The sequence below is a fragment of the Buttiauxella sp. A111 genome, from assembly GCF_014189855.1.
In the GTDB taxonomy this organism is placed as follows: Bacteria; Pseudomonadota; Gammaproteobacteria; order Enterobacterales; family Enterobacteriaceae; genus Buttiauxella; species Buttiauxella selenatireducens.
On sequence record NZ_BJFN01000001.1, the window covers coordinates 664,055 to 677,971 of the forward strand.

At 51.8% G+C, this 13,917-nt stretch carries 10 protein-coding genes; all 10 read right to left on the reverse strand.

Going from position 1 to position 13,917, the window contains the following annotated elements:
* Positions 1–10: 10 nt before the first annotated feature.
* The 10 genes from BSPA111_RS02980 to tssK all read right to left on the reverse strand — a co-directional run bounded on the left by BSPA111_RS02980 (position 11) and on the right by tssK (position 13,913).
* Positions 11–895, reverse strand: coding sequence for an SUMF1/EgtB/PvdO family nonheme iron enzyme (locus tag BSPA111_RS02980; RefSeq protein WP_183269703.1), 885 nt, complete (start codon positions 893–895; stop codon positions 11–13).
* 14 nt (positions 896–909) lie between these two features.
* Positions 910–3,195 carry a hypothetical protein gene (locus BSPA111_RS22615; protein WP_255459224.1) on the reverse strand — a complete coding sequence of 762 codons (2,286 nt, stop codon included), beginning with the start codon at positions 3,193–3,195 and terminating at the stop codon, positions 910–912.
* A 25-nt stretch (positions 3,196–3,220) separates the two neighbouring features.
* On the reverse strand, positions 3,221–5,731 hold the full coding sequence (locus tag BSPA111_RS02990; RefSeq protein WP_183269704.1) for a type VI secretion system tip protein VgrG: 2,511 nt from the start codon (positions 5,729–5,731) through the stop codon (positions 3,221–3,223).
* Positions 5,732–5,833: 102 nt separating this feature from the next.
* The gene (locus tag BSPA111_RS02995; RefSeq protein ID WP_183269705.1) at positions 5,834–6,154 is read right to left on the reverse strand and encodes a DUF1493 family protein; all 321 of its coding nucleotides are present in this window, start codon (positions 6,152–6,154) and stop codon (positions 5,834–5,836) included.
* A complete protein-coding gene (locus BSPA111_RS03000) occupies positions 6,154–6,606 on the reverse strand; it encodes an STM2901 family protein (RefSeq protein WP_183269706.1) in 453 nt (150 codons plus the stop codon). Before BSPA111_RS03000 ends, BSPA111_RS02995 begins: the two co-directional genes overlap by 1 nt.
* Positions 6,607–6,690: 84 nt before the next feature.
* On the reverse strand, positions 6,691–9,330 hold the full coding sequence (gene tssH, locus BSPA111_RS03005) for a type VI secretion system ATPase TssH (protein ID WP_183269707.1): 2,640 nt from the start codon (positions 9,328–9,330) through the stop codon (positions 6,691–6,693).
* Positions 9,331–9,691: 361 nt separating this feature from the next.
* Positions 9,692–10,183 (reverse strand): Hcp family type VI secretion system effector, encoded by a 492-nt coding sequence (locus BSPA111_RS03010; RefSeq protein WP_183269708.1) that lies wholly within the window; start codon positions 10,181–10,183, stop codon positions 9,692–9,694.
* A gap of 2 nt (positions 10,184–10,185) precedes the next feature.
* Positions 10,186–11,922 (reverse strand): OmpA family protein, encoded by a 1,737-nt coding sequence (locus tag BSPA111_RS03015; RefSeq protein WP_183269709.1) that lies wholly within the window; start codon positions 11,920–11,922, stop codon positions 10,186–10,188.
* A 3-nt stretch (positions 11,923–11,925) separates the two neighbouring features.
* Positions 11,926–12,579 carry a type VI secretion system protein TssL, short form gene (gene tssL / locus BSPA111_RS03020; protein WP_183269710.1) on the reverse strand — a complete coding sequence of 218 codons (654 nt, stop codon included), beginning with the start codon at positions 12,577–12,579 and terminating at the stop codon, positions 11,926–11,928.
* Positions 12,576–13,913 (reverse strand): type VI secretion system baseplate subunit TssK, encoded by a 1,338-nt coding sequence (gene tssK, locus BSPA111_RS03025; RefSeq protein ID WP_183269711.1) that lies wholly within the window; start codon positions 13,911–13,913, stop codon positions 12,576–12,578. Before tssK ends, tssL begins: the two co-directional genes overlap by 4 nt.
* Positions 13,914–13,917 lie beyond the last annotated feature (4 nt).

The following is a 13,917-nucleotide window of genomic DNA, read 5'->3' on the forward strand; positions in this document are numbered from 1 at the left end:
CACTCTCAGACTAATTATTCACTACACAACGGAAAACATAGCTTGGGGTAATACCATCTTCTTCATACTTGCTTCCATCTAGCACCGGGACAGGAAGTGAGGACTGACGAAACATAGTCAATGCGGATTGATAATCACCACCTGCATAACCTCGAAGTACTTTTTTCTTCCCAGATTGAGGACCAGTAGGATTTTTTTGCGGGGAGTAGGTATAATAATCTGCAGCATACCAATCATATATCCATTCTTTTCCGCTCAATCCCATGTCATATAACCCTAAAGGATTGGGTGGGTATTTCCCAATAGGATAATAAGGTAACCCCAGCCCCCCCGTCATTTGTTCTTTCTCTTCATAAGTAGGGATGTTCACACCTTTTTCCAACTTACCATTGTTGGTAGCGAAAGGGAAATACTCTCCTCTGGATCGTGCTGCATATTCCCATTGAGCTTCTGTAGGTAAGTTCACATTTTTACCAGACATCACACCCAACCATAAACAGTAACTATGAGCCATTTCCCAAGGAATACTAACTGACACATTATCGGCTAATACATCTTTTCCCCACGCCGATGGCGGTAATTTTTCCTTGTTGGTTATTTTTATATAGCTATTAAAATCTTTATTAGTGACTTTGTATTTGCTGATTTTAAAATCATCCAGAACCACTCTATGTAATTTTTTATCATCACTATTAATGCTGAATGGTATTTTGTCTCCGACAAGAGGACCAAAATCCCCCATCAAAAACTCACCGCCTTTAACTAGAACCATATTGTCCAGTGAGTGCTTAACAAGTTCCTGTGCCTGTTTCTTGTTTTCAGTCGATTGGTCATTATCACAACCAACTAAAGCAATCGATGTAATTGATAATAAAAAAATAAATTTGTATTTCATAGTGTCTACCATAATTATGCCATTATCGTTTTGTCATCGTCCATTACATCATTGGAATGCTGACTATCGATCATCGCCAAATATTCATCCATTAGTTGTTCAGAGATAGGCACGAAAGGCGCGTCAGGGTCGACCTGATTGGGTAAACTTTCGTATAACCATGCTAGTTTTTCGCCGTAGTTGGTTGATGTTAAATACTTCACCTCTCCGTAGGATAAGAAATCTATTAGAATTTTTTCATTAATAGTTTTATCTCCTTTTCTTTCCCCTGGAGTTTTACTTAAATGCTGCATAACATTATCATAATCAGCCTTGCTTTGTACCCACTTCAGTGCCTTAAATATAGCCTGCTTACGTAATTTTATTGGGCCACGCTTCCAGTAGTTAAAGGTGAATGGGTTAAGATTTTGATTGCGTGGATCAATTGAATCAACCCAGCTAATATCCATTAGCTGGGCAATAATTGCACCTTTTGTCTCAGGTGGAGAATATTTTAACTGGTTGGGGTTGTCCCGGATGCTATTCATTAAAGCAACTCGTTTATTCTCATTTTTCAAATCCAGTTTTAATCTTCCGATGATATCATCAACCTCTCCAATCATTACAGCGGCAGCCTCTATCCCTTGCGCTGCCATTATCAAAGGAATCGTGCATAACGTTTTAAATGAATCACCTTCCATCATCTGTTCTAATTTTTGATAATCAACATTCCTAAGCATATACATAAAGCTTTTCATGAACGCTGCGAAAGTTCCGCCGTCCACTTCAAAACCTACGCTGCCTTTTGCGCCAACCCCCCAACAAAATGCGGCTTTGCAATAGATACGAAAACGCCCCTGAATATAGGTTACATAAAAGACTCCACTTCCCCCGGCACCAGCCTGGACAGTGACACCCATTTCCAGTTTTGCTATTTCAGCGAATTTTTTCTCTTTAGGGACAATGGCACTCTTGTCGTCATGCTTTATGTTTTTCGCTTCTATAGAACTGGTGTCATCAGGGTGAGGGTCAAACCATTCTATAGCACCACTGATGTTTCCCCCGGCTTGTATACCAACGAATGCCCCAATCTCTCCCCCAGCCTGCGCTTCCGGAATTTTGGGATTCACCAGATTAACCCGTCGTTGCCCCGGCGGTGGAGGTGGTGGCAATGTAGTTGAACGCCCACGAATACCATACCCTTTCCCCATTTCACCACTCCAGTCCATTTCCACGCCAAGTTCAATACCAAGGCTTGCCCCCACACTTCCGGACAGGACTGTTTTAATTGCAAACCGCAAAGCACCCATATTACAGATACCGTCCGGAGTTTCTGGTGTCACTTTGCCGGGGAACAATAAACTGATGCCAAGACGATCGGGTAGGTACAACGAGGCCTCTGCCTTTGCCTCGCCTAGCGCAAAGCTGGCATGCCCCTCGATTTTTCCTTTAACTTTACCCTTTAGCGGATTAAATTCGCCTTCCAGACCCGCTCCCTGGCTATAACGCATTAGCTGAGCCTGCGCACCGATATCAACATATTGATCGTAGACCGACTCATCCCCTTTCCCACCGTCTTTCGGCCAGGAGAGAGATTTATTCATCTCTGTTGCCCAGTTCGTCAAAATGACGTTACTGTCTTCAATTAACTCAAGCTTTACTTTTTTTTCTGTTTCTTTTAACTGTTCTTTCAGTACTTGAGTATCTATTTTGGCTTTGCGAACTGTTCGCGTGACATTATTACCCTCTGCATCCTGCGTGGTAATACTTTTGTTTTCATATTTAATAAAACTGGCTTCACCACTTTTTTTATCCACTTCGCTTAGCTGATATCTCCGCCAGTGGCTACTTATTTTGTCTGAACGAACATAAGTACTTTTAAACCCGGTAACTGAGTTTTTTTTAAGAGGTATGAGCTCCATTATTCCAATGGCTGTGTCTTTCATTTTATCATCCAGAAGCTCACCCTCTGGTGGATTTTTAGTTAAAGACATTAATTCATTACGTAGTGCTTTATTCGCTTTATTCAGGTCATCATACGCTTTTTGAATTTTATCTTGCCCTTTTCTTTCTGGTTGACGCCCAGCCTGGCTTAGAGCTTCGAAATTTACATCATCTAAGGTTTTTTGGGCTTGCTTTAATTTCTCCAGTAAACTGGCCATTAAGTCATGCTCTTGTTCCAGTACTTTGCTACCAGAGGCATCGACACAAAGCAATGTGGCGCTTCCAGGATGGAAATAAACTTCTGGCGCATGTTTACCCTTTACTTCAGTACTTTTAATTTCCTGAGCTGTCTTACTTTCCTGTTCGCCGCTGGCCATATTTTTCTCCTATTTTACAGGTCAGTCAAAGTAACTCTATTTTCAGTGCATCGGGTAGCGAAGTAAAAATATCGATTGTTTTTCCTTCCGAATCAGTTCTGCCTTCATAAATTTTTCCTTCGCCTGTTGTTATCCGATAACAAGCGTTGGGCATAATTTCGCCATCATCTTCACTACGAGCAATAAAGTTCTCAGCGTATCCCTTTGGCAATTCAGGCATTTCAACATCATAATCCGCTGGCCCCATTTTTTGCACATTTGTAGACTTAAGCAAAATATTACCCGGGCAGCCTAACTCTATATTTCCACCGCTGAGTTTTATATATGCCCCTGCGCAATTCACCACCAGCTCTGTTGCAGCTGTAATTTCCACCTTGCCTTCCACACTGGTAACGGTGATGTCCTTTTTTGCCAGCGCTTCAATGTTGTCGTCCTGTGCCTGGATTTCTACTTTCCCTTTTGCTGCAAACAACTTCATGCCCGTCTTACGCGCCAGCATGCTGATGGCTTCTCCGGCGGCAACGGTAAAACGCTTCATCGCGCTGATGTCGGTGTTTTGCTGCGACATGATCCCTACGCTGGCACTGCCCGATGCCAGACGAACGGCTTGTGGGCTGCTGATGCTCACGCCCTGAGGGGCATTCAGAACCATTCCCGGTTGGACCAGCTCTTTGAGGGCCGTGGTCAGCGCCTGCTGGCTTTGGGTATCGGATGGTAATGCCAGAGCACCTTCAGCCGCTGCAGATAAGCTTTTCGCAATACTCAGCGCACTTTCCAGTTGAGTAATCGCTTCCTTCATCCCCAGCATCATTCCACTGGCTGATGACTGCGCATCAGCAGTAATAAACACGCCCGCTCCCCCACGAACCGCAACCCATTTATCTGTCCTCAGCTCCGCCCCTTCCCCACGCAACGCCCTTTCGGCATCCACATTGTGCCCAAGATTAAGCTGGGTTTTGCCGCCGTACTCGGTGCTGAGCTTGATGTGCTCTTCGCCACGCTTATCTTCCAGGCGAATTTTGTTCAGCGCAGGTGTGCGTATCACGTTGCGGGTGTTGTTCTTTTCCGTCACATGATCGACATGACGTGAGTCGTGCAGCGCATGGGCGATATACGGGCGGTCCGGGTCACCGTCGTGGAAGGCAATCGCCACTTCCGTGCCCTGAATCAATGGGAAGTGGATACCGTAAACGTCACCCCCGTAAGGTTTGGCGAGGCGCACCGGCATGCTTTCCTGGCCCTGCGTTTTATCATCCTGGTCGGCATCAAATTTCACGCGATACAGGCCGGAGGCATCCTGCCAGGCGTAGATGTCATTGGCTTTCGCGCTGGTGACGCGTGCCATCATGGTGCCGCTGACTTTTGGACGTGGTTTCAGTGCCGGACGCCAGCACAGGGTTTCGCTGAAGGGGATAGCCATCCAGTCCACCACTAATGCATTCTTGCGGCTGGCACTGAAAAAAGTTCCAGTGATGATCACACCATTATTCAGAGCGGCAGGTAATGTCGGCACGATGACCGTTTCCGTGATCGTTAATACCTGACCAGGACTGAGGGTTGCATCATTCGCAGAACCGACGATAAGTGTCTGATTCGATAAAAAGCGCTCATGATCCAGACGGACCACAAAGTTACCGGTCTCGGCCGCCGGGTCGATTTTAGCGCCAGTGTCCAGGTGGCGGGGTTTGTAGTGATAAACTTCACCATAGTTCACGCTATCGCCGTCACCACTGGTCACATCGGCTTTGGCGGACTGCAGGACTTTCTGGGCTTCACGATAGTTGTAGTCTTTGGCGGTCACGGCGGCCTCAACGACATTGTGCTGCACATTCAGCCCCCATGCTGATTCAGCGCCGCTGTCGCTCATGCCCGATGGGCTGTTCAGTGGAAGCGTTTTGCCGAATTGATACGCACTTTGTTTATCGCCAAAATGCACCACTTCAGTCTGGGTGTCCGGTTGCAGGGTGAAGAAATAGAAGATCCCCACCTCGGAAAGCAGGCGCTGAATAAACGCCAGATCACTTTCCTGATACTGGTTTATCTGCTCGCGTCTCGGATAGGTCTGCTTAAGGGTAAACTCATATTCCCAGCCCTTAAGGCCATGCTCATCAAGGATCTGCTTCACGACATCTGGCACAGATTTATTCACGAAGAAGCGGTGAGTACGGAACTGGTTATTCAGTAATGCCAGGAAAGGTGACAGCGTTATCTGATACAGAGACTGATCTTTTGAGCTACTAATCCGCTCAAAATTTGTCACCACTCCGTGAACCACTTTTTGTTCTTTCAGACTCTGCAACAAACCCGTACCCATTGTCAGGCTGGCCGATTTACGCAACAACTGGCTGGCATCAATGTCCTTATCCGGGCTGGTAAAATGAATGGTGTAACAATACAGTTCACTCATTGTTTCCGTACCCGCAAAATCCTCGACATCAAGAAGGGACGAGCAAGAAGGAATATCCAGACGGTAGCGATTAAGGGTGTTTCCCGTAATGGCTGACAATGTATTTTGCAACGTATCAGGAAGACTCATGAATGTTACTCCGTGGTAATAACCGGCTCTCCATGGTTGTGCACACACCATAGCCAGCTAATGACAGTCAGGTTTATTGAGAAGGGAATGAATGTTCTCGATTTAGCTATATAACCAGTGCCCGGCCTTTGCCGACGCAATAAACATTTCAATGGTTAATGGTATTTTATGTTGATTGACAGCTTTGCGTGAAAAGATGGATTTAACCTTCCAGGGATAATAACTGCTGAGAGAGAATCCAGCCGAATTAACCTTAAAAAAGGTAAAAAACTTTTCGGCCATTTCTGCAACATCATCGGCCTCATATAGATCCTGTAAAGGCGCGTTATCGTCGATATCAATTTTTTTCATCAGCAGGCTGGTTACCAGCGGTAGCTCATTTTTGATAAAAATCCTGACGTTATCTTCGATCGTTGCATGCATCAGAATTTATCCTCCGGCCGGGCAATAGTGTTGTATCTGCTGACAGTATTGAAACTTATCATGCTGACGTCATAGGCCAGTATAACCCAGCCTAAAACAGGAACCGCCCGGCCGGCAAACGCCCCCAAATTATTAACCCAGAACACTTTAACGCCGCGTAATGAAAAAGACTTTTTTGTCAGCGTTGGCAGAATACGTTTCTTAAATTTATAACTGAGATGTTTGCGGAAAAAAAGTGATGCATGCGATGTGCCAGGTGTTGCCGTCAGGGGCTTGCCCGGAATATGAATACTATTATTACCAAGGATCAATGAAGCGACACCAATAATATCCTTGATGCCCAATTGCTTTTCTGTTTCATCCACCAGAATCCAAAACAGCAACTCATATGCGGTCAGATTATTTAAGCCATTAAAAAAATAGGTGCCGTTAAGCTCTTCAACTGTATCCATCGATGTCACTTTCCAGGTTCTGATTCAATGAACGGATATAGCAGGCTGCATTTGAAGTCATACGCAGCCGCTGGCGTTAAACCACTACATCTCGGCGTCAAACTCCAACACAATCCCGTCCTCTTCATCCCAGCCCAGCGCCAGTGAGGTCGTCTTTTGCTGCCCGGCTTTACGTTGCAACAACTGCTGGCTCAGCACTGGCAAAATCTGCTGGTTAAGCAGGCTGTCGATGTTGCGCGCGCCGGTGTCCGGCAGCAGGCAGGCGGCAACCAGCGTGTCGTAGAGACTCTCTTCGATAGTGGTCTGCAGACCGTAATGGCGGTTCAGGCGCTTCGCCACCTGGGTGAGTTTCATCTCAACGATGGTGCGCAGCGCGGTGGCGTTCAGCGGGCGGTAAATCAGCGTCTGGAAGCGGGCCAGCAGCGCGGGCTGGAAGTGGTCACGCAAAATCGGGCGCAGCAGTTCCTGTAAATCCCCGTCGGTCGCTTCCGGTTGCTCATCCAGCATCTGCATAATGTGGTCGGAGCCGAGGTTAGCGGTCATCAGAATGACGGTGTTACGGAAGTCGATTTCACGCCCTTCACCGTCACGCATAAAACCACGGTCGAACACCTGGTAGAACAGATTAATCACGTCGCGGTGGGCTTTTTCCACTTCATCAAGCAGCACAACGCTGTACGGGCGTTTACGTACCGCTTCGGTCAGAATGCCGCCCTGGCCGTAACCGACGTAGCCCGGAGGGGAACCCTTGAGCTGGGAAACGGTATGCGCTTCCTGGTATTCGGACAGGTTAATGGTGATGAGGGATTTTTCTCCACCGAACAGGCTGTCGGCCAGTGCCAGCGCGGTTTCAGTTTTACCCACGCCGCTCGGACCAACCAGCAGGAACACACCCAGCGGGCCGTTCTCTGACGTGAGGCCCGTTTTGGCAGCGCGCAGACGCTGGGCCATGTCGACAAGCGCGTGGTCCTGGCCCACGACGCGGGTGGCAAGATGGTTTTCCAGCATCAATAAATCGGTTTGTTCGTCTTTCAGCAGGCTGGTCAGCGGCACGCCGGTCCAGTCTGCAATCACGTTGGCGACGGTGCGCACGTCCACATCGAGCGAGAGCAGCGGGTTGCTGTGTTGCAGGTCGCTGAGTTGCTGTTGCAGGCTGTTGATTTCTTCCTGGCGACTGATGTCCTGACGCACGTCCAACAGTTGTTGCGTCAGCGCTTTTTCGGCGTGGTACTGAGTTTCCAGGGCGGCGAGCTGTTCTTCCAGTGTGGCGCACTGTTGTTCAATCTGCTCAATACGTTCGCCGTGGGTTTTGCTCCCGAGTGCGATATCTTCCAGCAACGCCTGTTCTTCCATTTCCAGCGCACTGATTTGTGCTTTCAGCTGTGTTAGCGCTTCCGGCAGGGTGTCGAGGCTCATGCGCACGCGAGCAGAGGCAGTGTCGAGCAGATCGACCGCTTTGTCCGGCAACTGGCGGCCGGTGATGTAGCGGCGTGACAGGCTGACCGCCGCTTTCACCGCTTCATCGGTGATGTGTACGCCGTGGTGCTGGGCGTAGCGGGATTTCAGGCCGCGCAGCATCAGACAGGCCATTTCGTCGTCCGGTTCGTCGACTTTCACAATCTGGAAGCGGCGTTCAAGCGCGGCATCGCGCTCGAAGTACTGTTTGTATTCGCTCCACGTGGTGGCCGCGATGGTGCGCAGTTCGCCACGGGCCAGCGCGGGTTTGAGCAGGTTAGCGGCATCCGCACCGCCCGCCTGGTTGCCTGCACCGATGATGGTGTGTGCTTCGTCGATAAACAGTAAAACCGGCGTCGGGGAGTTCTGCACCGCATCAATGACGTTTTTCAGGCGCTGTTCAAACTCGCCCTTCACGCCCGCACCCGCCTGCAACAGGCCCAGGTCGAGAGTGCGCAGGCTGACGGTTTTCAGACTATCCGGCACGTTACCTTCGGCAATACGCAGTGCCAGACCTTCGACCAGCGCGGTTTTGCCGACGCCCGGCTCGCCGACCAGAATGGGGTTGTTTTTGCGCCGACGGGAGAGAATATCCACCATCTGGCGGATTTCATTGTCGCGACCGAATACCGGGTCAATGCTGCCCGCTTTCGCTTTGGCGGTGACGTCGAGGGTGAATTTGTCGAGTGCGGCCTGTAGCGCTTCGCTTAAGGTATTGCCGGAAACACTGGCCTCGCGTGGCGATTCACTCAGCGTGGAAGGCGACTGGCTCAGGCTTTCCTGCTGTTGCAGCTCCGGACGTTCATCGGACTGTGCATCCAGCAGCGGTTTCAGGCGGTTAATCTGCGTTTCGCTTAAGGAGAACAGTGGCCATAACCCTTCGCAGCGCAGCAGTTTCGGTTTGGCAATCAGCGCTTCGAGCAGGTGCACGCTACGGATGGTCTGGTTGTCATCCTGCAAAGACGCCGCCAGCCACGCGCCTTTCATCAGCGCTTCAAGGTCTGTCGCCAGTTGCGGACGAGTCGACACGGAACGTGGGAGCGCATCGAGGTGCTCCAGCAGGCTTTGCCACAAACTGTCCATGTCCCATTCGTAGCGACGCGCCAGTACGGTGATGTCGCCCTCACCCAGTTCAAGGAGTTTTAACAGCCAGTGCTCGATGGTGATTTCAGCGTGGGCACGGGTCTGACACAGCGTGGCAGCGGCTTCCAGCGCTTTTGCGCAGTACGGGTTAAGACGACGAAGTAGTACAGCGGACTGGTGTTCCATAGACGTTGTTCCTTTTTAACGCTCGTCATACTTCGGCCTGCAGGTGCGTTGGCTGCATTTGCTCACCCCAGTCACTTACTAAAGTAAGCTCCTGGGGATTTACAAACTTGCCGCCTTCCTGCAGACCGAATTATTTAGAGCCCTCGTATTCAGAGTTTCAGACACGCTACCGCCCATCGCTGTATACCAAAGCGCATAAGGTCGGAAGGCTGTAAGGGATTTTGTTTGCTCAGCCGTCTGATTTTTTAAACGACTCAGAAAACAAAAACTGCGGACAGACAGTCCTGTCCGCATCAAACCTTTACCCTAAATAGCCCGTGCTGCAGCCAACGCCGCTACAGCGCGGAATATGACGAGTAACTTAGGCAGTGGTACGTTCGTTCCATGAATCGGAATGAATGATGTTGCCGTCTTTGTAAGTCCAGGTGATTTTTTCGTAGCGCAGTTCAATGCGCTCAAGGTGGTTGTGTTTCTCTTTCGCCGGATCTTTGATGTCGTACATTTCTGGTGCCACTTTCACCAGCTTCACGTTTTCCAGTTTGGTGTTGAAATATTCAACCTCCTGGCCCGCGTCGTTGATTTTGTACCACTTGAATTCAGCGGATTTCAGGGTCTGGCCGGTGGTCACCGCTTTGTACAGATACGGGCTGGAGGAGTCGATTTCCTTGGTAAACAGGAACGGCGTATGAATACGGGTGCCTGTCAGCTTGCCGGTGTTGTTGTCAGTCGGGATATAAAGGTTGTGCTCCTGCGCCACCACTTCGATGCTGCCTTCGCGGTCTTTAACGTCTACAGAACCTTTAATGTCCGCACCGCCGTCGTCTTTCAGCCACAGATAAACAGGAATTGCCATGGTTAGTTCTCCATTTCTTCAGTTGGGGCATCACCATCTTCCGTTGGATCCGGTGAGGCCATTTTTGCGCCTGGTAGCAGACAAGCATTTGCCTGCGGTACCAGACTGATTTCGACACGACGGTTGGCCGCGCGGCCCACTTCCGTGTCATTGGATTTCAATGGGCGGCTTTCGCCATAGCCCTGTACGGCAAAGCAGCTTTCCGGCACATCACCCGTATCGCGCATCCAGTCCCGCACCGATTCCGCACGTTTGAGCGACAGAATCTGATTGGATTTATCGTCACCCGTATCGTCGGTATGCCCTGCCACCACAATCAACCAGCCGGGTTTGGCCTTAATGCCGACCAGCGCATTAATCAACACCTTGGTGGAGCCGTTTTTCAGCAGATATTTGCCCGTATCGAACAGCGACAGGCTGTCCAGACGGATGGTTTTCGGTCCCTGGATAATTTTTTTGATGACCGGGGGTGGCGGAGGGGGTGGCGACCAGCTGTTGATGGCACTTTGCAGCGGTGCAATCAGACGCATCCCCTGATACAAGCCGAGCGACAGGCGCATCGGCGCGCCGCTACGTAGCCAGCCGTCCAGTAAATCTGCATCACTGCGCAGTTGTTGTTGCGCCTGGACTTTAGGCGCCGGAGGTGTGCCCGTCAGACGGTTATAGAGTGCGAGGTGGTCACCCACGCTTTGAATCAGGCGTTGGTTATTGATGAACGACGCCAGCATGGCAAACAGCAAGAACAGACCACATATCAGTCCTGCCAGTTGCCAGGTTTGCATCAGACGCGATACACCACGACGACGGGGCAGATACGGCAGCAACACATCCGGTAACGGCAGACATTCCTGGGTACGAATAAGGGTTGGTTGCAGCGTAGTGATACCCGCGACATGGGCCTGCCAAAGGTTATCGCGACTGCCCGTGACGGGAGTAAAACAACTCCCCCAGACGCACGGCGTCAGAGCCGGTAAATCGCCCTGCCGCTTGCTGATGACCTCGCGAATGTGGGTATCACACCAGGTCAGCAGGCTCTCCATCCAGAACACACTGCTCAGCCGCTCGAGATCGGTGCCGGCATTCAGTTCGCGACCCCATTCCGTCAGCGGCATCACGCCCGCGCCGGTTTCACGCACCTGGATGCCCGTAAGGCCTGGCGTGACCGTATACCAGCGCTCAACCTGCGCATCGGATTGCCGCGGCGGTGAAAGCCAGGTGCTTATCCAGACCGGAGGAATACCCGACAGCCCGCTTTTGCACTGCACGATGGCGCGATGCCAGGCGCGCAGTTTCTGGGTGAAATCGTCCTTGTCCTGATGCTGTTCCGGGATGACCGCCAGCAGCACGGAAATCTGTGCCACCAGTGCCGGGCGTTCAGCGGCCAGATGCTGTGCCAGCAGTGGAAGCTGCTCCGGCAACGCAACGGGCAGATACCAGCCCTGACGGGTTTCACGGAACGGCGTGCCACCGGAAAACAATGGTGCACTGTCGCCACAGACCAGCACCACAGCACCCTGAAAGTCCTCCGGCGGCAGGTTCGCATCCGCAATGTGCGCATGGGCGATTTTGTTGCGACTGTCACGACGCCAGTGAAAATACCCCACCGCTCCGCAAACCAGCAGCACCATGATGCTGAGCGTCACACGGCTGGCTGTGCCCAACGGCCAGAAGCCGATAATCAGCCACAGCGCCAGGAAAGCCCCAAGGAGCAGCAGTATTAACTGTGTAATTCCGCGCATCCGTCAGTGCGTCCCTGTCAGGTGTGACACCATATTTGCAAGCATGGTCGATAGCAAAAACCACAGCGCAACCAGGATGGCAGCACCCAGCACCCAGGAAAACCAGTACGTTTTACGCCCGGCGCGCAGCCGTGAAGAACGCGAAACCACCGGTGTCTCCAGGGTCTGGGTGAACGGAGGAACCAGTTGATTAAGCTTGCGAACCACATCTTCGCGACGCTCATCCCCCTGTTCGCGATAACGACCGACAAAGCCCAGCGTCAGCGCCCGGTAAAAACAGGTCAGCACCGCAGTATCCGGTGCAGGCTCCTGCAACACGGTACGAATACGCTCCCACAACTCCTCGCCAGCGTTTAGCGTGTTGAAGTAACGCGCCTGCAGTGGGTCTTTGAGCCATTTACTGTAGCCGCTATCAGGCTTCTGGCGGTTCATCACGCTTTCATCCAGCAGCGCACACTGGGTGTAAAGCATGTGATCGCAGCTCGCCTCACTGAATCCGGCCCGCGTTAATGCTTCACGCGCGCGGTCCATCCAGCCACAGGCCTGGCGATACAGCGCCTCCCCGTCGGTAATTTCCTGACCATTACGCAACTGGCTGACCATCAGCCAGCAGGGATAAAAGATTTCATCAATCAGTGAAGGATTTATTTTGCTCATGAGCGCAGCACCGCAAACAGTTCGAGTTTCACCTCACCCAACGTGCCCGGCGTATAGAAGGCACAGTTACCCGCCTCCAGCATTGCCTTCGCATCCGGACTGTTCAGATCGAGGGCGAAGTACTGGTTCTCAAGGCGTAGTGGTATAGCCGCTGGCACGTGAGACAGCGGTTTCATCGCAACACCACTGAGCGCGACGTTCACCACATCGGAAACCGCCTCGAAGCTGCCCGCCTTGCACAGCAGCGGGAACTGGGTCTGCAGTAAGTGATTCGGCAATGACGAACGAACCGAGAGATAGAAGTCCGCCCCTTCACGCAGGCGAGCATCGTGCAGCGAGCCGGTCCAGAACTGACCATCCTGTTTGAGGTCAATCGCCACCATGCGTGACGGCAGGCTCGCTTCGAGCAGTTTATCCAGCAAGGTAAACAGCGGCGGGAAGACCCGTTCCGGTGCGTCATGCTGATACAGCGGGATATCCTCCGCTTTATGCTCAAGTGAGAAGGTCAGCAGGCTGCCCGCCAGACGGACCAGCTCGCGGTAGAAAAGCTCCGGATGGCGCGATGGGGCCTGAATCAGCTCTGTCAGTACCGGCTCAATGCTGTTTAACGCATTGAGTAGCCAGAACAGCGACACATCGGCGACGGCAAAATCCGCCATGCGCTCGTTGCTTTCCCGGCGCATAGCCATCAGGCGACGACGGCGGGCCTGCAGACGGTGCAGCAGATCGCCGAGTTCACTCAGTACCAACGGGCTGGCGGCAAGTGAAAGCATTGGCGGAATGAAGTTCGCATCCTGCATCCACTGGCCCTGGGCGCTGCGTATCAGACGCACCACCGGACAGGTCAGATATGCCGCGTTTTCCTGATGGGCAAACCGCAGGGTGATGGCGTGGTGCATCACTGCCAGTTCTGTACGCTCATGCCCGGCCAGCTCCTGCACCGTGTGCCATTGCTGCTGCCAGCGGCGCGGGCGCTCACTGTCCTGACCATCGTCGAGATTGCCGCCGTTGGCGGATAACAGTGGCAGTGCCAGCACGATATCCACGCTTTCACGGTCAGTGACTGTGGACAGGTCACAGGCGGGCGGCAGGTTATCAGCCAGTTCAGTATCAATCTGCGTACCGTCCTGAAAACGGACAATCAGACGCAGGGCATTGAGACGCGAAAGCGCCAACGACCCGTTGTCAAAGGCGGCATCAATGACGCCCCACGGATTCGCCAGCGCCATATGGGCCACGCCGTCTGCCATATAGGCATCCCAGCGGGCCTGTTGCTGAAACTGTTGCGGGGCCAGAAAGGCCCCGTCAGTCCATAACGGACGATAGATTTTCATTCCG